General features: G+C 32.8%; 25 protein-coding genes. 22 read left to right on the top strand and 3 right to left on the bottom strand.

Annotated features, from left to right (window positions below):
- Window positions 1-85: 85 nt before the first annotated feature.
- Together rsmI and PGH12_RS12645 are read right to left on the bottom strand one after the other, a co-directional pair.
- Window positions 86-763 (bottom strand): 16S rRNA (cytidine(1402)-2'-O)-methyltransferase, encoded by a 678-nt coding sequence (gene rsmI / locus PGH12_RS12650; RefSeq protein WP_267596537.1) that lies wholly within the window; start codon window positions 761-763, stop codon window positions 86-88.
- Window positions 764-765: 2 nt separating this feature from the next.
- Complete coding sequence (locus tag PGH12_RS12645; protein WP_267596538.1) at window positions 766-2274, bottom strand: DUF8457 domain-containing protein; 1509 nt, start codon at window positions 2272-2274, stop codon at window positions 766-768.
- 60 nt (window positions 2275-2334) lie between these two features.
- Here PGH12_RS12645 and PGH12_RS12640 point away from each other — a divergent pair, with 60 nt between their 5' ends.
- The 6 genes from PGH12_RS12640 to PGH12_RS12615 all read left to right on the top strand — a co-directional run bounded on the left by PGH12_RS12640 (window position 2335) and on the right by PGH12_RS12615 (window position 10962).
- Window positions 2335-2922: a thymidine kinase gene (locus PGH12_RS12640; RefSeq protein ID WP_267596540.1), complete on the top strand. Its 588-nt coding sequence runs from the start codon at window positions 2335-2337 to the stop codon at window positions 2920-2922.
- An 81-nt stretch (window positions 2923-3003) separates the two neighbouring features.
- The gene (locus PGH12_RS12635; protein ID WP_267596541.1) at window positions 3004-5448 is read left to right on the top strand and encodes a bifunctional UDP-N-acetylmuramoyl-tripeptide:D-alanyl-D-alanine ligase/alanine racemase; all 2445 of its coding nucleotides are present in this window, start codon (window positions 3004-3006) and stop codon (window positions 5446-5448) included.
- Window positions 5449-5451: 3 nt separating this feature from the next.
- Window positions 5452-7608, top strand: coding sequence for a patatin-like phospholipase family protein (locus PGH12_RS12630; protein WP_267596542.1), 2157 nt, complete (start codon window positions 5452-5454; stop codon window positions 7606-7608).
- A gap of 5 nt (window positions 7609-7613) precedes the next feature.
- Entirely contained in the window at window positions 7614-8027 is a 414-nt protein-coding gene (gene ybeY / locus PGH12_RS12625; RefSeq protein WP_267596543.1) for an rRNA maturation RNase YbeY, read from the top strand.
- A gap of 147 nt (window positions 8028-8174) precedes the next feature.
- Complete coding sequence (gene mnmG / locus PGH12_RS12620) at window positions 8175-10037, top strand: tRNA uridine-5-carboxymethylaminomethyl(34) synthesis enzyme MnmG (protein WP_267596544.1); 1863 nt, start codon at window positions 8175-8177, stop codon at window positions 10035-10037.
- Window positions 10038-10140: 103 nt separating this feature from the next.
- The gene (locus PGH12_RS12615) at window positions 10141-10962 is read left to right on the top strand and encodes a class I SAM-dependent methyltransferase (RefSeq protein ID WP_267596545.1); all 822 of its coding nucleotides are present in this window, start codon (window positions 10141-10143) and stop codon (window positions 10960-10962) included.
- Between the two features lie 429 nt (window positions 10963-11391).
- Here PGH12_RS12615 and PGH12_RS12610 read toward each other — a convergent pair whose 3' ends face one another.
- A complete protein-coding gene (locus PGH12_RS12610) occupies window positions 11392-12582 on the bottom strand; it encodes a phosphoglycerate kinase (RefSeq protein WP_267596546.1) in 1191 nt (396 codons plus the stop codon).
- Window positions 12583-13454: 872 nt separating this feature from the next.
- Here PGH12_RS12610 and rpiB point away from each other — a divergent pair.
- From rpiB to tsaB, 16 genes are all read left to right on the top strand, one after another.
- Window positions 13455-13889, top strand: a complete 435-nt coding sequence (rpiB, locus tag PGH12_RS12605; RefSeq protein WP_267596547.1) for a ribose 5-phosphate isomerase B — start codon at window positions 13455-13457, stop codon at window positions 13887-13889.
- A gap of 308 nt (window positions 13890-14197) precedes the next feature.
- The gene (gene rnr / locus PGH12_RS12600) at window positions 14198-16348 is read left to right on the top strand and encodes a ribonuclease R (protein ID WP_267596548.1); all 2151 of its coding nucleotides are present in this window, start codon (window positions 14198-14200) and stop codon (window positions 16346-16348) included.
- A 175-nt stretch (window positions 16349-16523) separates the two neighbouring features.
- Window positions 16524-16754 (top strand): hypothetical protein, encoded by a 231-nt coding sequence (locus PGH12_RS12595; protein ID WP_267596549.1) that lies wholly within the window; start codon window positions 16524-16526, stop codon window positions 16752-16754.
- Between the two features lie 3 nt (window positions 16755-16757).
- A complete protein-coding gene (locus PGH12_RS12590) occupies window positions 16758-18374 on the top strand; it encodes a hypothetical protein (protein ID WP_267596550.1) in 1617 nt (538 codons plus the stop codon).
- Window positions 18364-18618, top strand: coding sequence for a hypothetical protein (locus PGH12_RS12585; RefSeq protein WP_267596551.1), 255 nt, complete (start codon window positions 18364-18366; stop codon window positions 18616-18618). Before PGH12_RS12590 ends, PGH12_RS12585 begins: the two co-directional genes overlap by 11 nt.
- Window positions 18619-18668: 50 nt before the next feature.
- On the top strand, window positions 18669-19172 hold the full coding sequence (locus PGH12_RS12580; RefSeq protein WP_267596553.1) for an SUKH-3 domain-containing protein: 504 nt from the start codon (window positions 18669-18671) through the stop codon (window positions 19170-19172).
- A gap of 228 nt (window positions 19173-19400) precedes the next feature.
- Window positions 19401-19700, top strand: a complete 300-nt coding sequence (locus PGH12_RS12575; protein WP_267596555.1) for a hypothetical protein — start codon at window positions 19401-19403, stop codon at window positions 19698-19700.
- 181 nt (window positions 19701-19881) lie between these two features.
- Window positions 19882-20253, top strand: a complete 372-nt coding sequence (locus tag PGH12_RS12570; protein WP_267596557.1) for a hypothetical protein — start codon at window positions 19882-19884, stop codon at window positions 20251-20253.
- A 112-nt stretch (window positions 20254-20365) separates the two neighbouring features.
- Window positions 20366-21073, top strand: a complete 708-nt coding sequence (locus PGH12_RS12565; protein WP_267596558.1) for a LysE family transporter — start codon at window positions 20366-20368, stop codon at window positions 21071-21073.
- A 17-nt stretch (window positions 21074-21090) separates the two neighbouring features.
- Window positions 21091-22023 (top strand): S66 peptidase family protein, encoded by a 933-nt coding sequence (locus tag PGH12_RS12560; protein WP_267596559.1) that lies wholly within the window; start codon window positions 21091-21093, stop codon window positions 22021-22023.
- Window position 22024: 1 nt separating this feature from the next.
- Window positions 22025-22375, top strand: coding sequence for a DoxX family protein (locus tag PGH12_RS12555; protein WP_267596560.1), 351 nt, complete (start codon window positions 22025-22027; stop codon window positions 22373-22375).
- Window positions 22376-22747, top strand: coding sequence for a YraN family protein (locus PGH12_RS12550; RefSeq protein ID WP_267596561.1), 372 nt, complete (start codon window positions 22376-22378; stop codon window positions 22745-22747). It begins immediately after the preceding gene.
- 76 nt (window positions 22748-22823) lie between these two features.
- Complete coding sequence (locus PGH12_RS12545; RefSeq protein ID WP_267596562.1) at window positions 22824-23576, top strand: SDR family NAD(P)-dependent oxidoreductase; 753 nt, start codon at window positions 22824-22826, stop codon at window positions 23574-23576.
- 5 nt (window positions 23577-23581) lie between these two features.
- On the top strand, window positions 23582-24013 hold the full coding sequence (locus PGH12_RS12540) for a nuclear transport factor 2 family protein (protein WP_267596564.1): 432 nt from the start codon (window positions 23582-23584) through the stop codon (window positions 24011-24013).
- Between the two features lie 174 nt (window positions 24014-24187).
- The gene (rhuM, locus tag PGH12_RS12535; protein WP_267596565.1) at window positions 24188-24379 is read left to right on the top strand and encodes a RhuM family protein; all 192 of its coding nucleotides are present in this window, start codon (window positions 24188-24190) and stop codon (window positions 24377-24379) included.
- 160 nt (window positions 24380-24539) lie between these two features.
- Window positions 24540-25220 carry a tRNA (adenosine(37)-N6)-threonylcarbamoyltransferase complex dimerization subunit type 1 TsaB gene (gene tsaB / locus PGH12_RS12530; RefSeq protein WP_267596567.1) on the top strand — a complete coding sequence of 227 codons (681 nt, stop codon included), beginning with the start codon at window positions 24540-24542 and terminating at the stop codon, window positions 25218-25220.
- Window positions 25221-25235: the final 15 nt, after the last annotated feature.

The raw sequence follows: 25235 nt of genomic DNA, 5'->3' as shown, positions 1-25235 counted from the left end.
AATGATTTATCTCTTATAATCAGTTTGAATGAGCAAAGATATTATTTATCTTAAATAATTTCAGGATAAATAAGTCAATCAGGAATTACTTTCCCGAATTATTCACGATCAAAACGATCTCTCCTTTTAGAGTTTTGCTTTTAGAAAATTCAATTAATTCATCGATTGTACCTCTTTTTGTTTCTTCGAATTTTTTTGAAATTTCACGGCTCAGGCTCGCCCTTGTATCTTCTCCAAAAAACTCCTTGATCTGCTCTAAAGTTGTATTGATTTTGTGCGGACTCTCATACAGAACAATCGTCTTTTTTTCTTCAGCCAATTGCTTCAGCTTTGTTTGTCTTCCTTTTTTTGGAGGGAGAAAACCTGCAAACAGAAATTCGTTATTGGGTAAACCTGAGACCACCAAAGCCGGAATCAATGCGGTTGCACCCGGAAGGCAAATCATTTCAATATGATTATCAGAGCCTGCTTTTGCCAATAAGTAGCCAGGATCTGAAATTCCGGGAGTTCCGGCATCTGTAATGATGGCGATATTCTGACCGCCTTGAAGATCTGCAATCACCTTTTCTGTCGCCGTGTGCTCGTTATGTAAATGATAAGACTTTAAGGGTTTTGAAATTTCGTAATGCTTCAGCAGCACTCCGGAAGTTCTTGTGTCTTCACACAAAATATAATCGACTTCTTTCAGCACTTTTATCGCTCTGAAAGTCATGTCTTCAAGGTTCCCGACGGGTGTGGGAACGAAGTATAGGATTCCACTCAAAATTATAAGAATTTATTTTCTACCAATATCCAAAGTCTCTGTGCATATTCATCAACTTTATTCCATTTTCTATCGTAATAGAGATCGCTCAAATACTCTTTGGCTTCTTCCAGATTTCGACATCTGTTGAGCTCTGCAACAGCATGATTAAGATCCGTTTGACTTCCTCCGAAAAGAAGTTTTGTAAAAGCCATTCTGTCGTTTAGATCTAGCCTGAATTCTGGTTTTTGTTTTTCTGCCTCCATATATTCAGTAGGAATATTTGTTTTCAGAATGCTTCCGCTATCCTCTTTTGCGATCTGTGAAGGTTTCTCCTGAGAAATTTCCTTAGCTAACGGATCATCATCAAATAAAGTCTGAATCGTTTTTAAACCTTTAATATTCGCCAGTCTTATCTTTTTCTCCCGTTGATACGCCTCAAGATTTTCGAAACTTTCATCGGATGCAGGATTTTCTTTTTCGATGTCTGACGAAGGTCTGTCGATATCAACTATTTTTCTTCGGTCAGAATCATCAGTTTCCAAAGCATTTTCTTTAGTTTCAACATCTTCTGTATCGCGTTTTAGTTCTGTAAGAATATTTTCTACGTTAGAATTTTCAGTAATAATTTCGTCTTGCTCGTAATTAAATTCTTCAGAAACAGATTCTTCTTTAATATCTTCAATCAAAACCTCGTTATGAGATTTTTCTAAATCAAACATACTCTCAATTTTCTCTGTAGAACCTTCGTTTACTTTTTCAGATTCAAAATTATCCTGAATTTGCTCTTCTTCGTCAAAATCGTTCGAAGCACTTTCCTCAGAAATCTCATTTTCAAATTCTTCAATTTCATTTAACTGATTACTAAAAATTGTTTCTTCTTCAGTTACCTTTTGGTCGAATATCTCTTCGTCGAGATCATCTTCCTCGGGAACAGAATTTTCTAAAATTCTTTCCTCATCTACGAAACTAAGGACTCCATCTGTTTTCTCAGAAATTTGTTCTTCGTCGATTTCATCCAGTTGATCATCAAAAGAACTATCATCATTCACAATTTCTGTACTTAAATTATCCTCAACCTCATTTTCTGAAGATAACTCTGAATTTTCAGCAGTTGTTTCTTCCGCAGCAAGACTCACCAAATTTTCGTGGAACTCATTTTCCTCAATTTCTGTAAGCTGATGATTGAAGATTGCTTCTTCCTCAGTTTGATTATCCGGAGTATTGTTTTGGCTCTCAAAAATATCGTTCTGATCATTTTCTTCTTGCAGGACAGCAGTTGAGAAATCTCCCGATTCGTCGCTTGATTCGCCCGAAGAAGTAACTGAAAGTTTAGAAAACTGCACGTCATCTTTTTGATAATACTCAAGTTTTGAGTTCAAAAGCTTTAAAAATGAAATTCTGTCTGCAAGATCATCAATAAGATTTTGCTTAGAAAGTAGCTCGTCAACGTTGTTTATTTTGTCTAAAATACCAATGATATATTTAGATTCAAAAAAAATCTTTTCCTGTAAATCTTGGATGTTCTGCATAGAAGAATCTTATTAAAATTGCTTACTTTTGATCTTAAAATATTACGGCTAAAATAACAAATGTTTTTAGAAAATACAATTAATCATTCCAAACAAAGCGGTTGGATGGAAGTTATTTGTGGCTCAATGTTTTCCGGAAAAACCGAAGAGTTGATCCGAAGACTGAGAAGAGCAGAAATGGCGGGTCAGAATGTAGAAATATTCAAACCAAAAACAGATACAAGATATTCTGATGAAGATGTCGTTTCTCACAATAAAAATAAAATCCGAAGCACCGCAATCGAAAATCCTGATGAAATTCTTCTTTTAGGGTCAAATTGCGATGTAATAGGAATTGATGAAGCACAATTCTTTGACGAAAGTATCGTTGAAGTAGCTAATCAATTGGCAAACAACGGAATAAGAGTTGTTATCGCAGGTCTGGATATGGATTTTCTCGGTCGCCCTTTCGGGTCAATGCCAAATTTGATGGCAACTGCGGAATATGTGACTAAAGTTCATGCAATTTGCAAAAGAACAGGAAATCTTGCCAACTATTCTATGAGAATTTCTGAGGGAAATAATCTTGTAGAACTTGGTGAAACTGAAAGTTATGAAGCGGTGAGCCGCCGTGTTTTTATAGATGAAGTGCTTTCTAAACAAAAATAATGATTAATTTGGATTAATTTTTAAAGTTGTAATTGATCCATTTTAAAAAAAACACTTAAAAATTTACGGAGAAAGGTACCAATGAAATATACAGTAAACGAAATTGCAAACATTACCAATGCGAAAGTGATTGGAGATAAAAATATGATTATCAATAATATAGCTTTTGACAGCAGGATAATCTATGCAATTAAACATACTGCATTTATCGCCATTAATACCAAAAAAAATTCTGGCGAAAAGTACATAGAATCTGTTATTGACAGAGGAATAAAAGTAGTGATTTCTGAACATCATTATCCACAATATGAAGATGTTACGTGGATTATTGTGGAAAACTCCATGCAATTCTTACAAAACCTGGCGAAATATCATTTTGAACAATCACATTTAAAATCAATCGGGATCACAGGAAGCAATGGAAAAACGATTCTTAAAGAATGGCTCTACCAATGTTTGTGGAATGAATTTCCGACGGTTAAAAGTCCGAAAAGTTTTAATTCTCAAATTGGCCTTCCTCTTTCTCTACTCCAAATCAATCAAGATCACCAATTAGGGATATTTGAAGTTGGTATTTCAATGCCTGAAGAAATGCAGGTTTTAGAAAATATTTTTCATCCACAAATCGGTTTATTAACTCATATAGGAACAGCTCATGCAGCAAATTTTGATTCTGAAGAACATTTAATTGACGAAAAAATTAAACTTTTTAAGGAGTCCGAAGTTATTATTTATAGTTCAGATAATCTGTTGGTTCACAACAAAATAAAAGAACTATATTCAAGTAAAAAATTAGTTACATACGGATTTCAGGATAGAAATGATGTTTACCTCAAAACCAATGATAAAGATGAAGATATTGTTGTAAAATATTTTGATGAAGAAATAAGTTTTCCGGCTCATCAACGTGACGAAGCTACCTTAACAAATGTTTTAGCCTTAATTACAGTTTTAAAAGAAGTAAATATCAGCAATGACAAAATCATTGAAAAAATAAACGCTCTCAAAGCTGTAGAAATGAGGCTCGAAGCCATCGAAGGAAGTAAAAACAACATCATCATCAATGATTCTTTTAATCTCGACCTTGATTCTTTAAAAACCGCTTTACAATTCTTAAACGAATATCAGAAATCTAAAAAATCTTTGGTATTAACAGATATTATTGGTGTAAATGCTAATTCACAAGAGTTGTATGAAGAAGTTTCTGAGGTAGTCAATGAGCAAAATTTTGCAAATGTTTTTCTGATTGGAGAAGAAATCACGCTCTTTAAAAATTTATTTAAGTCTGCAACTTTTACTTTTAATAATACTCAGGAATTAATTGATAGCAAACATCTTACAGAAATAGAAAATCAAATCATCCTTCTCAAAGGTGCAAGAAAATTTGAAATTCAAAAACTTAAAGATCTTTTAGAATTAAGAAAACACGATACTGTTTTAGAAATTAATCTCAATGCGATTCTTCACAATATCAATTATCATAAATCTCTGCTGAAACCATCTACCAAAATGATGGCCATGGTAAAAGCAAATGCTTACGGATTAGGAAGTTACGAAATATCAGAGTTTCTACAACATCACCATATTGATTATTTGGGTGTTGCCTACGCTGACGAAGGAGTAGAACTTCGGAAAAAAGGAATTACAACTCCGATTATTGTGATGAATCCTGAGCAGCATAGCTACGAAGCAATCATTCAATACAATCTGGAGCCGGAAATTTACAGTTTCAGAGTTTTAGAATTGTTTTATGAAACGGTTCAGAGATCTGGTTTTGATAAAGAATATCCGATTCATATTAAACTCGAAACAGGCATGCATCGTCTTGGTTTTAAGGAAGATGAGCTATCCCAACTCATCCAGAACTTACAACACAAAAATCTGAAAGTTCAGAGTATTTTTAGCCATTTGTCATCAGCAGATATCCCTGCTGAGAAAGACTATACAATGATGCAATTAGAAATATTCGAAAGAAGTTCAGTCTACTTAATTAAAAATCTGGGTTATCAACCTTTAAGACATATTTTAAATTCGTCGGGAATTACAAATTACACCAGTCATCATTATGATATGGTAAGAATCGGTATCGGAATGTTGGGCGAATCTTCAAATGCTGATATTCAAAAACAGCTTCAATCTACCGTAAGCTTTAAGACGGTAATTTCTCAAATTTCCATGATCAATAAAGGAGAATCTGTAGGTTACAGCCGAAAGTATAAGGCTGATAATTTAATCAAAATTGCGACCCTTCCTGTTGGTTACGCAGATGGTATTCCCAGGTTGATTGGTAATGAAACAGGAAATGTAGGCGTTAATAAAACTTTAGCGCCAATTATCGGAAACGTCTGTATGGATATGATGATGATCAATATAGATGGAATTCCAACTGTGAAAGAGGGAGATCAGGTAACGATTTTCAACGCAAAACCGACTCTTAAGGAATTTGCAGAGTATTGCAAAACGATCACTTACGAAGTTTTAACTTCAATTTCGCCTCGTGTAAAACGGATTTATGTAAAAGACTAAATTATGAAAAAACTCCTTGCTTTTTTATTCGCATTTCAATTGATTTTTATCCAGTCGCAGATAAAAGAAGGGTTAGTCATACCAAAAAATCCTAAAATTGGTCTTTCTCTAGCCGGAGGTGGTGCCAAAGGTTTTGCGCACGTTGGAGTTTTGAAAGTTTTGGATTCACTGGGCGTGAAAGTAGATTATATTTCCGGCACAAGTATGGGAGCCATTGTTGGTGGACTTTACGCATCGGGTTATACCGGTAAAGATATTGAGAAGATCGTGATGGATACTGATTTTTATTCGTTAATCAGAGATCCGAAATCGCGTACAGAAAGCACCTTTTTTAATAAATCTGTTGATAAATATCTTTTAACAATTCCTTTAAAAAATGGAAAGGTAAATCTCCCCTCTTCTATCAGTTCCGGTCAGAAAAACGTTTATCTTCTTAAGAACCTTTTTAAAAATGTTTCTACGATTGACGATTTTTCTAAATTGCCAATTCCATTTATGTGCGTTGCGACCAATCTGGAAAGCGGTAATATGCAGATTTTTGAGAAGGGCGATCTTGTACAGTCAATCATGGCGAGCTCAGCTTTTCCGTCGCTGATGGATCCTGTAAAGATTGGTGACAGTATTTATATTGACGGTGCTATGACGGTTAATTATCCTTCAAAACCGCTAAAAGATCAAGGAATTGATATCGTCATTGGTGTTGATCTTAACCAGGATCTTTCGAAAAGAGAAGATCTTGGTAATATTATTTCAATTCTAAACCAGGTTATCGACTTCGGAATTCAGAAAGATACAAGACGACAGTATAAGTTTACAGACATCAACATAAAGCCCAATCTTAAAGGAATGACGGCTACAAGCTACGATGATAAGAAGAAAATTCTTGACAGCGGATTTGTGGAAGGCTTAAAATATACAGATATTCTTGACGAATTGCCAAAACGACAGTTTGACCGCCTCAGACAGCCCGTAAATCCAATATTTTCTAACGTCTATAAAATTGACAGCATTGATCTTAATGGTAGTAAAATCTACGGTAAAAACTACGTTCTGGGAAAGATGGGACTTAGACTTCCATCCATGCAGACGTATGGAAGTATCAACCGAGGTGTCGATAAATTGGTGGCAACCAATAATTACCGTTTTATTAACTACGATATAGTTACAGAAAATAATATTAACTATTTAAAACTGTACGTCACGGAAGATGACGCGAGACATTTTCTAAAGTTTGGTTTGCATTATGATGAGATTTTCAAAACAGGATTGTTGTTAAATTATTCTGCGAAACGTTTGTTGTTCAAGAACTCAAATTTAGCTTTAGATTTTGTTGTAGGTGACAAACCAAGATTTTATTTAAACTACTTTATTGATAACGGCTATATTCCCGGTTTCGGAATCTATTCTTCAGGAATGAGTTTTGATCTTAAAGGAAATAACAATATCACTGTAGACAATTGGGAGTGGCTACGAAACGAAGCATATATACAATCTATCTGGCGAGATAAGTTTGCGGTAGGAGCAGGATTAAGCCATGATTATTTCGAAGCTGAGATGAATGGCACCAACAAAAGATATAACAGATTTCTGAATCCGTATGTGTTTTTAAAAAGTGATACGCAAAACGACAGAGATTTCCCCCGCAGAGGTTTCTACTTGAGTGCAGAAGGTAAAGTAATAGATCTGTTGAAGTCTGAAGTTGATAAAAGAGTGGTTCAGGTAAAGGCAGATATCAGAGTGAATATTCCTTTGTCAAAACAATTCAGTTATCATCTTAATCTCTACGGCGGTATTACACTTGGCGATAATCTTCCTCAATTTTACAAGTACAGATTAGGTGGAATCTTTGAGCAGAATGTCGTAAATTTTAAAACTTTTAACGGTTTTTACTTCGCTCAATTAAACAGCAATAACGTTGCATTGATATCAAACGATATTCAGTTTAAATTTTATAAAAACTTTTTCCTGAGTGGAAATTTCTCTTTTGCCAATATTTCGGATGACATCAGTTTCGAAGATGCAGTAAAAGTAAATTACAGTTCACTCGGGATTATGGCGGGTTATAAATCTCCTTTCGGACAGATTAAATTTAATTTCAGCCACTCACTCAGAAATAATCAAAAAGGAATATTCAGTGTCATTTTAGGGCATTGGTTTTAAAAAGTATGATACAGTTCTTTTACGAAAACTTACCAGAAACGGTAGATAGGAAATACACAAAATGGCTGGAAGAGATCATTCTTTCAGAAGGAAAAAAGATAGGAGAAATTAATTATGTCTTCTGTGATGACGATTATTTATTAAAGATTAATCGGGATTATTTGCAGCACGATTACTACACAGACATAATTACTTTTGACAGCGTAAAAGGCAAAACTATAAGCGGAGAGATTTTCGTATCTTTGCAGCGCGTTTCAGATAATGCTTCTACTCTATCCAAAATTTACGAAGAAGAATTAATAAGAGTCTTGGCTCACGGTATACTTCATCTTTGTGGATTTAAAGATAAGACAGAATCTGAGGAACAGGAAATGCGAAGAAAAGAAGATTTTTATATTGCAAAATATAATCAGGGCTAGAGGTTTTTCCTTAAAACTGTTTAATTTGAGGCATTACAGGGTTGCAAACATCGAATTAAAAGAGCTTTACAGCCTTATTTCGACACAATGTTTCACGTGAAACATTTATACTAATTTTAAAATTTAAAGCTTAAATAAGCGATTAAAATGATTTCAGAAATATATGACGTAATTGTAGTTGGTGCAGGTCACGCTGGTTGTGAAGCTGCTGCTGCTGCTGCCAATTTAGGTTCAAAAACTTTATTGGTTACAATGAATATGCAAACAATCGGACAGATGAGTTGCAACCCGGCAATGGGAGGAATTGCCAAAGGACAGATCGTTAGAGAGATTGACGCTATGGGAGGATACTCCGGAATTATTGCCGATAAATCTGCGATTCAGTTTAAAATGCTGAACCTTTCTAAAGGTCCGGCAATGTGGTCTCCTAGAACACAAAATGATAGAATGCTCTTCGCAGAAGAATGGCGTTATGCGTTAGAAAATACTCCTAATCTTGATTTTTTTCAAGATATGGTTAAGAGTTTAATTATAGAAGATAATAAAGCGGTAGGCGTTGTGACTTCCTTAGGAATTGAGATCAGAGCAAACTCTGTGGTTCTTACCAACGGTACTTTCCTTAACGGATTGATTCATGTAGGAGATAAACAATTGGGTGGAGGAAGAATGGGTGAACCAAGAGCGTTTGGTATTACTGAGCAATTGGTTTCTTTAGGTTTTGAAGCTGGAAGAATGAAGACAGGAACACCTCCAAGAGTGGATGGTAGAAGTCTTGATTACTCTAAAATGGATGAACAAAAAGGTGACGAAAAACCCCAAAAATTTAGCTACTCCGACACACCAAAACTAACCAAACAACTAAGTTGTCATATCGTTTATACTAACGAAACCGTACATGATATTTTAAGAGAAGGTTTTGAAAGAAGCCCAATGTTTAATGGTACCATTCAAAGCTTAGGTCCTCGATATTGCCCGAGTATTGAAGATAAAATCAACCGTTTCGCTGAACGTACAAGACATCAACTTTTTGTAGAACCCGAAGGTTGGAAAACTGTAGAAATCTATGTAAACGGATTCAGTTCTTCATTGCCGGAAGATATCCAAATTAAAGCAATGAAACACATTCCGGGATTTGAGAACGTAAAAGTTTTCAGACCAGGCTATGCTATTGAATATGACTACTTCCCTCCTACTCAGCTAAAGCATACTTTAGAAACAAAATTAATTGACAATTTATATTTTGCAGGGCAAATAAACGGTACTACAGGTTACGAAGAAGCAGCAGGACAAGGCTTAATGGCGGGTATTAATGCTCACAATAAAGTTCATGAAAATGACGAATTTATACTCAATAGAGATGAAGCATATATTGGGGTATTAATTGACGATTTAATCACAAAAGGTACCGAAGAACCATACAGAATGTTTACTTCAAGAGCTGAATACAGACTCCTTTTAAGACAGGATAACGCAGATATTCGACTTACGGAAAAAGCACACAAACTAGGATTGGCAAAAGATGATCGTTTACAAAAAGTAGAAGAGAAAATAGCTAAAAGTCAGGAACTTGAGTCCTTTCTTCGAGAAACTTCTTTAAAACCTGGTTTGATTAATCCAATATTAGAAGGTATTGAAAGTAATCCTGTAGATCAAGCTTACAGAGCTTCGCAATTTCTCACAAGACCAAATATTACATTAGATAAATTGGATGAAATTGAAACGATTAGAGATTTTACCTCAAAATATAGCGATGAAGTTCGCGAACAGGCTGAAGTAAACATCAAGTATAAAGGCTATATAGAAAAGGAAAAGGAAAATGTATCCAAACTAAATAGACTTGAGAATGTAAAAATCCCTGAAGATTTTGATTATATCAAGATATCAAGTCTTTCATCAGAAGCTAAACAAAAGATGAACAAAGTTCGACCAAAAACTTTAGCACAAGCCGGAAGAATAAGCGGTGTTTCACCAGCAGACATCAACGTTTTAATGGTGTATTTAGGCCGATAAACGTCGTATGTTTCACGTGAAACATATTCCCAATTTAAATTAAAGATAAGCGAAATTTGAAACTGTAATGGTTTCAAATTTCATTTTAAATAGTAAATAATTTATGAAAATCACAGATCATTTTCTATCAAAAGAAATATTTGAAATTATAGAAACGGATACAAAAGGTGTATTCAAAACCTCTCCGATTCCGGCAAATATTTCTAAATATTATGAAAGCGAAGACTATATTTCTCATCACCAGGATTCCGGAAGTTTAAAAGAAAAACTCTATAAATTTCTACAATCTTTTAATCTTCAATACAAGAAAACTATTCTTATTGACAGATTAAAAAAGAATTCTAAAGTATTGGATTATGGATGTGGAGCAGGCGAATTTGTAAAATTTATAGAAAATGACTTTCAAACTTTCGGTTTCGAGCCAGATTCAGATGCCAGAAAAGCAGCGAAAAGTAAAATTATTAAAGCAAAAATAATTGATGATTTAGATACCATAGAAAACGGATCTTTAGATGCAATTACGTTATGGCATGTCTTCGAACATATAGAAAATCAGGACGAAATGTTGGAAGTCTTCAATTCGAAATTAAATGAAAAAGGACTACTAATTATTGCTGTCCCCAACCCTACTTCTTACGACGCAAAACATTATAAAGAATTCTGGGCGGCTTATGATGTGCCGAGACACATCTACCATTTTTCAAAATCTGGTATGGAAAATCTTATTTCAAAAAAGCCAAACTGGAAAATGAGAAAAATCAAACCCTTAGTTTTAGATTCGTATTATATTTCGATGTTGAGCGAAAAATACAAAAAATCATCCCTATTTTGGCTAAAAGCAGTCTTTCACGGAACGATTTCTAATGCAAAAGCCCTTTTTTCGAATGAATTTTCAAGTATGATATATATTATCGAAAAAAAGTAGAAAATCGATTTTTAAGCCATTTATGAAAGCCAAATTTCATCTATTTCGACAAAATTTAAAGAAAACTCACGATTTTTTCATGAGTTTTGTTTTTTATATATATTACAATCTTGATAATTTGAATTTATAAAATTACTAATTTCAATCTTAGATCAAATAAATTTTTGACTTTTAAATAAACAAACTTAAATGGAAGGTCTTTAGAAAATGGAAATACTTTTAAACTTACAGTTTCTTTAGAATATAAGCTGTTTTAAAAATTAGAAATTTTGTAAATGAAAATTCAAATTGTAACATATACACATATTCTACTGAATTTTTTTTAAATTGACTTTTTAAAATTCGAAAAACTAAATTCAGATCTAAAAAGGTAAAATAAAAAAGTCTGCCGAAGAACTCAGCAGACTTAAATTTTATATTTAATATAACTTATTTATTAATAGCGGCAATACCTGGAAGTTCTAAACCTTCTAGACTTTCCAACATTGCGCCTCCTCCGGTTGACACATAACTTACTTTGTCGGCATAACCAAATTGCTTAACAAAAGCTACACTGTCTCCTCCACCAACTAAAGAAAATGCACCCATCTTTGTTGCTTCAGCAATGCTGTCTCCTAACGCTTCGGTTCCGGCAGAGAAATTTGACATTTCAAAAACTCCTATCGGTCCATTCCACAAGATCGTTCTAGAATCAAGCAAAACATCATTGAACTGTTCGCGAGATCTCGGACCAGCATCCATTCCCATCCATCCTTCAGGAATTGCATAGATATCACACTCTTTTCTATCTGCATCGTTACTGAAACTTTCAGCAATAATAGTGTCAGAAGGTAGATATACTTTTACATTATGTTCTTTTGCTTTTCCTAATATTTCCAGAGCTAACGGTAATTTATCTTCTTCCACAAGAGAATTTCCTATCTTCCCACCAAGCGCTTTAATAAATGTAAATGCCATACCTCCACCGATAATTAAATTGTCGACTGCAGGCAAAATATTTTCTATAATGGTAATTTTAGTTGAAACTTTAGAGCCTCCTAAAATAGCTGTAACAGGCTTTTCGCCACTTTTAAGCACTTTATCTATAGCTTTTAGTTCGTCTGCCATCAACAAACCGAAAAATTTAGTTGATTTAAAATAATTTGCAATAACAGCTGTAGAAGCGTGTGCTCTGTGTGCAGTACCGAACGCGTCGTTTACGTATGCATCGCCTAACTTTGAAAGCTTTTCAGCAAATGCCTCATCTCCTTTTTCTTCTTCATTATGAAAACGTAGATTTTCCAATAATAAGATTTGGCCAGGCTGTAGATCAGAAGCAGCTTTCTCGGCCTTCTCTCCTATTGACTCGTCTACAAATTTCACTTCGTACCCAAGAACTTCAGAAACTTCAGTCACAATATGCTTTAGAGAGAATTCATCTTTTACTTCACCTTTTGGTCTCCCAAGATGCGTCATAAGAATTACAGAACCACCATCATTTATGATTTTATCCACTGTCGGTTTCACTGCCGAAATTCTTGTGTTATCGGTAATTTTCAGCTGGTCGTCCTGCGGTACATTAAAGTCGACTCGTACCAAAGCTTTTTTATCTTTAAAATTGAAATCACTAATTGTTTTCATATATTGATTAATTCATTTTTTTTAGAAATCGTTTTGATGAATCAGTACTCAGTCTAAATTCATTCGGACTCGTTAATATTTTCTAAATATTGTTTCACAAATGTAAGATTTTAAACTTTTGCAAAAGATCGAAAGTGACAAAAGTTTTCAAAAAACTTCCCACAAACCCATCATTCATTATTCAACATTAATTTCTTTATATAAAAAAAAAAGAATGATAGTTGTTGTTGAGTGATGTGAGTTTCGGGGATAACTTTTATGATAATAGTTCATAACATACAGTTTGAGTTTAATTCATATTTAATTCACAATGTAATTTATTGAAAGGATGGATTTTTCAGGACTTATTAACAAATACGGATAACTTTTACACAAAACAAATTATTAGTTTCTTTCTTATGGAGAAAGTTGAGATTTCTCACAGGAAAGATTTTGAAAGTTTTGGTGATAATATTTGGAGGCAACTTTCGGTAATGCTTTTGTTGAATTGTGAAAGATTTAGTTCAGAAAAGTTTTCCACAGTTATTCACAGTACATTTCACATTTTATGAGTGTGTAAATCACATTTTGTGAGTAAAATAGTTATAATAGTTTTTTAGATTATTGTATATTGTTTATCAGGTAGTTACAGTATATCTTAAGTTTTTTAGTCTCTTTATAATTTAATCTGTGTTGATTTGTTTTTAAAATTTCTCTATACTTTTAACTCATCATAAGCATTAAAACAATTCATGTGAAGGAATTTTTCTTTTATTATTTCTCAATTTTCGATGGCATTTAGAAGATGTAGATTGTGATAAAGCTTTCAATTTTGCATAATTAAATTTGAATTTAACGTAACTTTGTCATAAGATTTAATAACAATAGATAAAATGAAAAGAAAAATCGCTATTGCCGCAGATCACGCCGGTTTTGAATATAAAGAAATCTTGAAAAAACATCTTGAAGAGCAGTTTGAAGTCCAGGATTTTGGAACATTTTCTACTGACAGTGTAGATTATCCGGATTTTGTGCATCCTGCAGCAACTTCTGTAGAAAATGGAGAGAACGAACTGGGAATTCTTCTCTGTGGAAGCGGAAACGGAGTACAGATTACAGCCAACAAGCATCAGAAAATACGTTGTGCACTATGCTGGATGCCGGAAATTGCAGTGTTAGCAAGACAGCACAATGATGCCAATATGATTTCCATACCTGCTAGATTTATTTCTAAAGAAGTTGCCATCGAAATCGCCAACAAATTTTTGTCTACCGATTTTGAAGGCGGAAGGCATCAGACAAGAGTTGATAAAATAGCATTCTGCTAAATCATAAAGGCTTGTAATTCAGTTTGCAAGCCTTATTTATTTGTTATTTCTTATATTTGCTTTAATAAATAGAAATTACCAGTCTATTTATTTCCATAAAAAACCAGTCTATAAATTTGAAGGTTTTTCTCTCTTCTTCTCCTTTTTTGTATTAAATTTATACAAAACTAAAATTCCAATTATTACTAAATAAGTGGAACAGAATTTAATTCAATATCAATCAAATACAAATATTCGTATCAATGGTGCGAGAAAATAATAAAGAATTATCAGAGAAATTTGATAATATTAAATTTTAAAAGAATAAAATGCCAAAAAAAAATAAATACATAAGTCAGAAAAATGACTCAAAACTTCTGGAAATCGGAAGGCTGATTCTCCGTTTTATGAATCAGAATCAGACAAAAATATACAATTATAAGCAAATCTCGGATGGGATCGACTATAGAAATCCTCGACAACGAGAATTGGTGATTCAGGCTTTGCATAAGCTTTTATCTAATCAGAGAATCAAAGAAACAGACAAAGGAAAGTACAGTATCAATTTAAATATTGAAGGAACTTTAACAGGGATTATCGATTTCAACCAAAGCGGAAATGCTTATGTAACAGTTGAGAATTTAAAAGATGATGTTTTCGTTCATGCAAAAAATGTAAAAGATGCATTGCAGGGCGATAAAGTACTTATTGTTACTTACAATTTTAAAGGTAAGAAAATGGAAGGCTCTGTGCTTGAAGTTTTAGAAAGAAGCCGTACTGAGTTTGTCGGAACTTTCCAGCTCGTTCAGCACAAAGAATTTGGATTTGTAGTCTGCGATAAAAAGACGATTAACACGGATATTTTTATACCAAAAGGTAAAATTAACGGTGCCGAAAACGGTGACAAAGTCGTTGTAAAAATGCTTGAATGGAAGGCAGGTGACAAAAATCCTGATGGTGAAATTATAAAAGTTCTTGGAGCTCCTGGAGAACATGAAACGGAAATTCACTCTATTTTAGCAGAATATGGTTTGCCTTATAATTTTCCTGAAGAAGTGGAAGCAGACGCTGACAAAATCGACAGAAGAGTTACGGATGAAGAAGTGGCAAAACGTAGAGATATGCGAAAAATCTGTACATTCACCATTGACCCGAAAGATGCAAAAGATTTTGATGATGCTTTATCCATCCAAAAACTAGATAATGGAAACTGGGAAATCGGTGTACACATCGCAGACGTTTCTCATTATGTGGTTCCGGGAACGATGTTGGATGATGAAGCTTACGAAAGAGCAACTTCCGTTTATTTGGTCGACAGAGTTGTACCAATGTTGCCCGAAGTGTTAAGTAATGACGTTTGTTCGCTTCGTCCGAATGAAGATAAATTTACTTTCTCAGCGGTTTTTGAGATGAATGATAAAGCTGAAGTGGTGAACGAATGGTTCGGAAGAACAGTAATTCACTCAGATCGAAGATTCACTTATGAGGAAGCTCAGGAAAGAATTGAAACTCAGCAAGGCGATTTAACGGAAGAAATTCTAACGCTCGACAGACTTGCAAAAGTCATGCGTGACCAGAGAATTAAAAACGGTGCAATTACTTTTGACAGAAGCGAGGTTCGATTTAATTTAAATGAAAAAAGTGAACCGATCGGTGTCTACTTTAAAGTCAGCAAAGATTCAAATCATTTGATTGAAGAATTCATGCTTTTAGCAAATAAAAAAGTCTCTGAATTTGTTTCGCTTAAAAAAGGAAGACCAAACGGAAATACATTTATTTACAGAGTTCACGACGATCCTGATCCAGCGAAATTGGAAGCTTTAAGAGATTTTGTTTCGACATTCGGATATAAAATGGATTTGGCAAACACCAAAAAAGTTGCCGAATCTTTGAATAATTTACTGTCGGAAGTAAAAGGCAAAGGTGAAGAAAATATGATCGAGACTTTAGCGATGCGAAGCATGAGTAAAGCGGTCTACTCTACCGAACCGATTGGTCACTACGGTCTTGGATTTGATTATTATTCGCATTTCACCTCTCCTATTCGTCGTTATCCCGATTTGTTGGCGCACAGATTACTTCAGCATTATCTGGATGGCGGAAAATCTCCTGACAAAAACGAATTGGAAGAAAAATCTAAACATTGCAGCGCAAGAGAGCGTTTGGCCGCCGATGCAGAAAGAGATTCTATCAAATTTATGCAGGTAAAATTCATGGAAAAACATTTGGGAGAAACTTTCACTGGAGTTATTTCAGGTGTTGCCGAATTTGGTTTCTGGGTACAAATTCCTGAAAACGGAGCTGAAGGTTTGATTAAATTACGCGATTTGATGGATGATTCTTACACGTATGATAAGTCGACACACGCTGTTTACGGATCAAGAACTGGCAGAAAATTTCAGTTGGGTGAAGAAGTTCAGATAAAAGTGGTAAAAGCTAATTTAATTCAAAAGCAATTGGATTTTAAGATTGTAGATTAAATGATGAAATAATCAGAAAAAAACTCTTAAAGAGTGAAATCATAATACATAAAAAGACCACAATTTGTGGTCTTTTTTTTTGATATATAACACGTCAACTTTTGTCGTTGTTACGGTTTAGATTTGCCTAAGAAACGTTTCAAAAAATTATTATTTAATTAAAAAAACAAGAAATATGGAAAATTTTAATGACGATTTAGGAGATCTTTCCCAATTTAAAATCCTCAATTTCGATGATGTAAAGCAAGGTTTTGTAGGAAGTAAAGACCCTTTTGAAGGAATAAGAACAAACAAAACTTTTCAGGAAATATCTAATGAAATTGCACTAAGTACACCTTTTGGTAAGAATAGTGAATTTTATAGAGAACTAAGAGAAATAATAACCGGACAAATACCAAAACTGTAAGCTATGGGATCTTGGAAATATGAAATAATACATGATTACAATGCTACAAAACTCATCAACGAATTTCGGGAAGAAAATTTAAAGCTTAAAAACTCTAGAGGAATGGATGATGACGAAACAGATTGTATCATATATGCAGAAAAAGATGACCATACTATTAGTTTGGGTAGGGTGTTATTGATAAAAATGAGCGATACAATGATAAAATATTATCATGAATATAAGGATCCAAATTATTTACCAAAATATTGGGCAAAATATATTTATGATGAAAATAAAAATAATAAGACTTTTCAGTTCAAAGAAGAAGAAATTTCGGATGCTTTTTTAGATTCTATAAATTTGCAAACCAAGCTAATGAATATATCTGGAATAGAATTACAGAATTATTTTAAAAAAATAACTGAAAATATTTCGGATGATTTTCGTAAAGACGAAAAGTTTTCTCGTGAACAATGGGATCCTACATTAAAATCTGATCAATATCTTTTTTCGAAACCGGAATTGGCGATTAATTATTTTGTAAAAAAATGTGATTCTTTAAAACATGGGCTTACCAAGTTTAGAAATCAGTTAGAACTTATTAAGTCTTTTAAAATAATAGGGAAAGAATTTAAAATAGAAACTATAGAAGACATCATAAAAGGAATAGACGAGAAAATAAAGGGTATTGAAAATTTTAAAAAATGGCTAGTTGAGAGTAGAGATAATATTAAATTAGACATTGCTTATTTCTGTGGTATTTATAACGGACTGGTTGAGTTTTTTGCAGGCTTTATTGATATTGCAATATTAGCAATTAACATTGTCATAAGTGATTTATTAGGCGGAGAAACTAACTTAGAATTTTTAGAGATCAGAGAAGGAGTAGAAGAAATGCTCAGTAAAATTATACAAGATCCCGGAAAGGTGTTTAATGATATTATAGAAGCTGTTAAGAACTACAAATACTCCCGCTATGATGATCCAAAACTGAATCAATACCAAATACAGTATAATGAAGGTGAAGATACCATTTTGGCGATAAATATTGTTATTACCATTATTACGATCATCAAAGCAATTGTAAAACTTACTAAGCTTTTACCTAAATTTGTGAAGTGGATTGAGAGTGTTTTGGCGAGAAATGGGAAAGGAGCTGATAAGGTTAAAAAGGCATTAAGGAATTCGAAGAGAACTGAATTATTTTCTAAAATTAAAGGCAAGCCAATTAGTAAAAAACTTCTCAAAGAATTGCAAGATGATTTTAAGAAAACAGGTGGAGATTTGGTATATGATGAAAATTCTTTTGAGTATATAGCGTCAAGAGAAAAAATTTATAATGAAGAAATTGAGGCACTGACCTTTAATGAAGAACTTATTTATTTAAATAAAAATGTAACAACTTCAGCTGTATATGAGGAATTGATTCATGCAGAGCAATTTAGAAGTGGTAAGTATAATACCTGGGTAAACAAATATAATAATATTATTGCTGAAAACTTAATGGAAAAAGAAGCAGCAGAAGAGCTTTTAGAAAATTCAATTAAATGGAAATTACCAAAAGAAGAGATAAAATTAATAGAAGAAAGATTAGGATATTTTAAAAATGAATTAAAAAGATTAGATTATGACAACTAAGATAAAAATAATTGAAGTATTCAATTTATCAAACAAAATATTTTTTAACGTAAAAATTGAAGGAGATAAATATTTGATTGGTGATATATATCAAAACTCTGAAAATGACTTAGCATTTATTTTAAAAGGAGTAGGAATAGAGAATAATCCTGACAGCGAAACTAAGTCTCTTTTAGTGGAGATATTAAATGAAAATTATTCATTAAAAGATTTTAAGGATAAGATATTTATCAGTAAAGTATAGAATTCGCAGAATCACTTCTAATATTTTAATATTAAAGAAGTACAGTAATCATGAATACAATTAAATTTACAAAAAAAGTTCAAAAACAATTTGAAAATGCTGGATTTTCAGAATCAAATGATCTACTTACAGAATATAAAGAGGTTTATAGATTTGATGAGTTTCCTAATTTTTTGAAAACTTTCTTAGCAAAATGTGGATCTATTGTGGTTTTAGATATAAAATCTTATGAATCAGATGTAACAAATAAACTAACAATAAGTCCTGAATATGCTTTTTTTGAATATGAAAAATATCCCGATGAAGATTATGACTACTATGAAAATGTAATTGGTAAAAAAATATTTCCATTTGCTAGTTTTGATCCTGATGGGTATAGAATAGCTTGTGATTCTGATGGAAAAATATATATGCTGGGAGACTATATTTTTAGAATATCTGAGAACTTTGTACAGGGGATAGAAATTTTAATTACTTATGATTGGAGTTACGGCTTTTATCAATTAGATGAAGGCACAGGAGAATGGATGAAGAATAAAAAATGGGATGATTAAGTATTAAAGACAGGTCTTCTAAACAAGCAAGTTTTTAAATTGTTAAAAAGAATTTATTCAAATATGAAGGTAAAAATGCTCAGATAATTTCAGATTTTGCAGATGGTATTAAAATAGAGGCTATGATAAAGACGAGCTATTACTATTAAGAGGAAGAAAATTTGTAATCAAAGAATACAAAGAAGTAAGTGGCAGACATTATTTTGAATTAATAGAAAAATAAATATTATGAAATCAGATTTTGATAAATTTATAGAAAATGTAGAAAACTCTAGACAAAAATTCTGGAATGAGAAATATCCTAAAATGAGTTTAGAAGAAAAGAAAAAATATTGGTTAGCAAGCACGCATAAAGGAATGCGAACACAAGGCGAAGCTTTTGGAGATGAATATTCAGAATTTTCTAAAGAATGGTATGATTTTGCCAAAAAGCACGAACCAGATTTTGATGAAATATTTGACTATGTGACCAAAAACTTGGGCTTTGAGTTTGACTGGGAAGAATTCAATAAAAGAATTAAACAGTAAATTATATCCTCGTTTCTATAACGAGGATTTTTTGTTTTCTATATTTTGCTGATACAATTAAAATAAGAGGTTATGCTGAAGATGATTTACTATTATTAAGAGGGAGAAAATTTGAAATTGAATATGTAAGACCTAAAGGAAAAGGTTATGAAATAAAATTAATAGAAAAATAAATAACACAATGAGTCTAGAAGAACTAAGTAAAAAAATAGAAAAAGAATATCAAGAATATCTTTCGAATTTAACATCTGCTGAAAAAGCAAGGCATTTAAAAGAAATTCAAGAGTTCGATAATTCTATGAATAAGTTTTGGGATGAAGAATATCCAAAAATGAGTTTAGAAGAAAAGAAAAAATATTGGCTTGCAGGAACTCATAAAGGAATGCGAACGCAGGGTGAAGCTTTAGGAGATGAATATTCAGAGTTTTCTAAAAAGTGGTATGATTTTGCCAAAAAGCACGAACCAAATTTTGATGAAATATTTGACTCTGTGACCAAAAATTTAGGCTTTGAGTTTGATTGGGAAGAATATAATAAACGAATCAAAAAGTAAATTTACGAAGCTATCTCAATTTGAGATAGCTTCTTTTTTAACTTAAAACAACAATGTTTTTAAACTCAAATAAAAATATAATCTTTAAATTTGAATTTGAAACAAATTATAAATGTTTGAACTCGTATTGTCGGCCGTTGGTCTGGGTTTTATGTTGAGCCTGGTTTTCATTGGTCCTATTTTTTTTCTCCTGATAGAAACCAGTTTTACAAGAGGTCCAAAACATGCTTTGGCACTTGATTTCGGTGTTATCACAGCAGATTTATTATGTATTATAGCGTCTTATTATGCAAGTGCAGACATTGTGAGTCTTATTGACAAACATCCTGGTTTTTACAGAATTACATCTATTTTAATTCTTTCATACGGTATTGTAATGTTGGTTACCAAAACCAAAATGCATTTGCCGGGCGAAGAAAAAATCATTAGCCAAAATTATTTTAGAACATTTCTTAATGGTTTTCTATTAAATCTTCTGAATGTAGGGGTTGTACTCTTTTGGCTGGTAACAGTAATAGGCGTCAGAAATCAGTATCCTGATACAGGAAACATGATTTTTTATTTAGGCCTTGTTCTTTCCACCTATTTAATGATTGATTTCCTTAAAATTTTCCTGGCAAAACAATTTCATGATAGGCTTACGCAAAAGTTGGCCAACAATATCAGAAAAGGTGTCGGGGCAGTTTTAATTTTGTTTAGCTTTTTTATTTTCCTGCAGAGTTTCAAAAAATTCAATCAGTTTGATAAAAAGCTAGAAGAAGCAGAAAAGAAAGAATTAAAATATAAAAGACTCAATAAAAATTTAGATTTTAAATTATAAAAAACGTCCATTCACAAATGAAAAAAATATTTCCTAAATCGCTGAAAAAAGGTGATAAAATTGCCATTATTTCTCCTGCTGGAGCTGTAGATTCTGCTCAGCTTCAGAAAGGTTTAGAAATGATTAAAAACAAAGGTTTTGAACCAGTTTTAGGCGATAATCTTTACACTAAATATTCCAATGGTTACAACTACGCTGGAACCGAAGAGCAAAGGATCAGTGACATGAATTGGGCATTAAACGACCCGGAAATTACTGTAATTTGGGCTTCAAGAGGTGGGTACGGTTGCCAACATTTAATTGAAAGTTTAAACTTAAAAGGTTTCGTGAAAAATCCGAAATGGTACATTGGTTATTCAGATAATACAGTGATCCAAAGTTATTTACTGAAAAAAGGTTTTGCTTCGATTCACGGACAAACCATTAAGACATCGAGTTTTGGAGTGACTGACGAAAGTTATGATCTTACATTTGATATTTTAAAAGGAAAAATTCTTAAGTACAGCATAAATTCAAATCAATTTAACAAAGCAGGAAATGTGGAAGGCGAATTAGTTGGAGGGAATTTAGCTCTGATTTATGCACTTTTAGGGACGAAATATTCTTTTGATTTTAAAGATAAAATTTTATTTATCGAAGATATTGGTGAGAACTATTATGCGCTCGACAGAATGATTATGAGTCTGGAATTGGCCGGAGTTTTTACTAAAATAAAAGCACTTGTCGTTGGCGGAATGACCAATATGGGTGACGAAAAAGAAAACAAACAATACGAAGAAAGCTTTGATGAGTTTGCTTATCAAATGATTTCAGACAGAATTTCAAAGTACAGTTTTCCTGCAGTTTTTGGTTTTCCAAATGGGCATATTCTTGACAACAGACCATTAATTATTGGTTCAGAGGTTTCTCTAAAAGTTGGAAAATCAGTTTCATTAAATTTTAAAAACTAAAATGTTTTACTCAAAATTTGTACTCGCTTTTTTTCTGATCGTAGCAGGGATTTCACATTTTGTGAAACCTTACTTTTTCATGAAAATAATGCCAGATTATATTCCGTTTCATTTGAAAATGGTTTACATCAGCGGATTGGCGGAAATTTTGTGCGGGATTTTACTTTTATTTCCGGAAACTCAGAAATTTGGAGCTTATCTTTGCATTGCTTTATTTATTGCAGTTTTTCCGGCAAATATTGAGATGGCAAGAAAGTTTTATTTGATTCACCATAAATATTTTTGGCTTACTGTTTTGAGACTTCCGTTGCAGATTGTTTTGATTTGGTGGGCTTATCAATTTAGAAAATAAATGGCAGATCACAACGATTTAGGGAAAAAAGCAGAAGATTTAGCAGCCGAATTTCTTCAGAAAAAAGGCTATAAAATTCTGACCAGAAACTTCCGTTATCAGAAAGCTGAAATTGATATTATTGCTGAAAAAGACAATTTAATTATCATCACAGAAGTAAAAGCTCGTTCTACAGATGCTTTCATGTTGCCGCAAGAAGCTGTGAATAAAAGAAAAATATCATTAATTGTTTCTGCAGCCAATCATTATCTGGAAGAATTTAATAAAAATCAGGAAGTGAGATTTGATATTATTTCGGTACTTCCTGATGAGAAAGGAAAATTAGTTATCGAACATATTATAGACGCATTCGAAGCTTTCGATGCTAATTAAATTAATGTAACAGTTTACCAATAATTGTTATATTGTAATATTTTCATATTGCTACATTTTAAAATTAAAAATTTTTATGAAGACAATACTCATCACCGGAGCAACTTCCGGAATAGGAAAATCTACCGCAGAACTTTTTGCAAAACAGGGAAATAGAATTATTATCTGTGGAAGGCGAACTGAGATTTTAGAAGCCGTAAAAACAGAATTATCAGCTTTCACTGAAGTTTTTAGTTTACAATTTGATGTCAGAAATCTTGAAGAGGTAGAAAATGCAATAAATTCTCTGCCGCAGGAATGGAAGGACATTGATGTTCTTCTCAACAATGCAGGAAATGCGCATGGTTTAGCACCGCTTTCAGACGGAAACACGTCCGATTGGGATTCTATGATAGATGGAAATGTAAAAGGGCTTTTATATGTTTCTAAAACACTTATTTCGATGATGAAGGAAAGGAATTCGGGTCACATTATTAATATCAGTTCGGTTGCTGCAAGACAGACGTATGCAAACGGAGTTGTGTATTGCGCAACGAAAAAGGCAGTCGATGTGATTTCGGAAGGAATGCGAATTGAGCTTACAGAATTTGGAATCAGGGTGACCAATATTCAGCCTGGAGCGGTGGAGACAGATTTTTCTTTAGTGAGATTCAAAGGAGATCAGGAACGAGCTGCCACGGTTTATGCAGGTTACGAAGCTTTGAAAGCTGAAGATATTGCCGATGCGATTGCTTATTGTGTGAATGCACCAAAACACGTTACAGTTTCCGATATGACGATCTATCCTAGCGCTCAAAGCGAGCCGAGAACGATTTACAGAAAAGGATAATTCGAATGAAATATTTTGCTTTTATTTTTCTATTCTTTTACATTTTCGGATTTTCACAAAATTATTCAAAGCATGAAAAAGCTGTTCTGTCAAAAGCCAAAAAGCTGGATTCTCTGATGCAGAATAATGATGATAAAATTATAAATCTTTTATCTCCCGATGTATCTTTCGGTCATTCCAACGGTTGGATTCAGAATCTGGATGATTTTAAGAAAGATTTTTCATCGAAAAGAGTCATTTATCAGGAAATCAAGCAGATTGAAATTTCGGAATTAAAGCAAAATAAAAGATCAATAAGTCTCAGAAGGACAATTAATGTGTCCGGATCTTACAAAAGCAATGATTTTAAAATGAAACTGGCTTTACTGGAAATCTGGATCAAAAACAGATCTGTCTGGAAATTGTGGAGCCGACAAAGTGTAGAAATAAAGTTATAAATTTGTTATAAAGGAACAAATAATGAATGAAGAATTTCAAAATTTTTTAATTTATAACACACCTAATGAAAAAGTTAGGGTTGATGTTTTCTTACAGAACGAAACACTTTGGCTTATACAAAAAGCGATGGCAACTTCATTTGATGTAACAAAGTCTACGATTAGTGAGCATTTGTGATTGATGCTGAAAGATTAAAGCAAGGTCAGAATGTATTTGTTAAAGATTATTTTAAAGAACTTCTCCAGAAAATCCGCTCAATTCGGGCGAGTGAAATAAGAGTTTATCAAAAGCAGTTAATGAATATGAAACCTTCAATAAACCCCAGAAAATTGTATCTGATTTTGATAAAAACATCAAGAAATTGAGAAGAGAAATTTAGTCTTAAAGACCCACATATTTTTGTGACTAACTTTTTTACATTTTGTAAACTTCCATAATGCTTTCATTCAATCATTTCTTTTGATACTTTTGCAGTAGAAAAGAATTTTTTCTTTTTTTGCACTTGCACTATTTAAATTCAATTCAATGAAAATTCTATATCTCGAAACTTCCTCAAAAAACTGCTCGGTTGCCATTTCTGATGACGAAAAATTACTATGCGTCTGCGAAGAAGTTTCAGAAAACTATAAACAGTCGGAAAGTCTACACTCATTTGTAGAATGGGCTTTGGAAGGTGCCGAACTTTCTATGAAAGATATCGAAGCGATTTCTTTAGGAAAAGGTCCTGGTTCTTATACAGGATTGAGAATAGGAGCAGCTTCTGCGAAAGGTTTCTGTTACGGATTGAAGATTCCGCTAATTGCTGTTAATTCTTTGGAAAGCATGATAGAGCCTTTTTTAAACCAAAACTACGATTTTGTAATACCTTTAGTCGACGCACGAAGAATGGAGGTTTATACCGCGATCTATGATGGTAATTCAGGAAATGAAATAACTTCAATTGAGGCTAAAATTTTAGATGAAACCTCTTTCCAGGAATTTAAAGACAAAAAAGTTATTTTTGTAGGTGATGGTGCAAAAAAGGCGAAGGAAATTTTCCAGCTTCCGAATGCAGAATTTAATGAAGACATCTACCCTTCTGCACAATATTTAGTGAAGAAAACTTTAGAGAAAATTGATAAAAAAGATTTTGAAGATATAGCCTATTTCGAACCGTTCTATCTAAAAGAATTTCATGGAGTTAAAAAGAAAAAAAGCGAAGATTAATCTTCGCTTTTTTAT

Source organism: Chryseobacterium sp. CY350 (assembly GCF_027945075.1).
GTDB lineage: Bacteria > Bacteroidota > Bacteroidia > Flavobacteriales > Weeksellaceae > Chryseobacterium.
The sequence above is the reverse complement of the archived record's forward strand: the minus strand, read 5'-3'. Positions and strand labels throughout refer to the sequence as shown.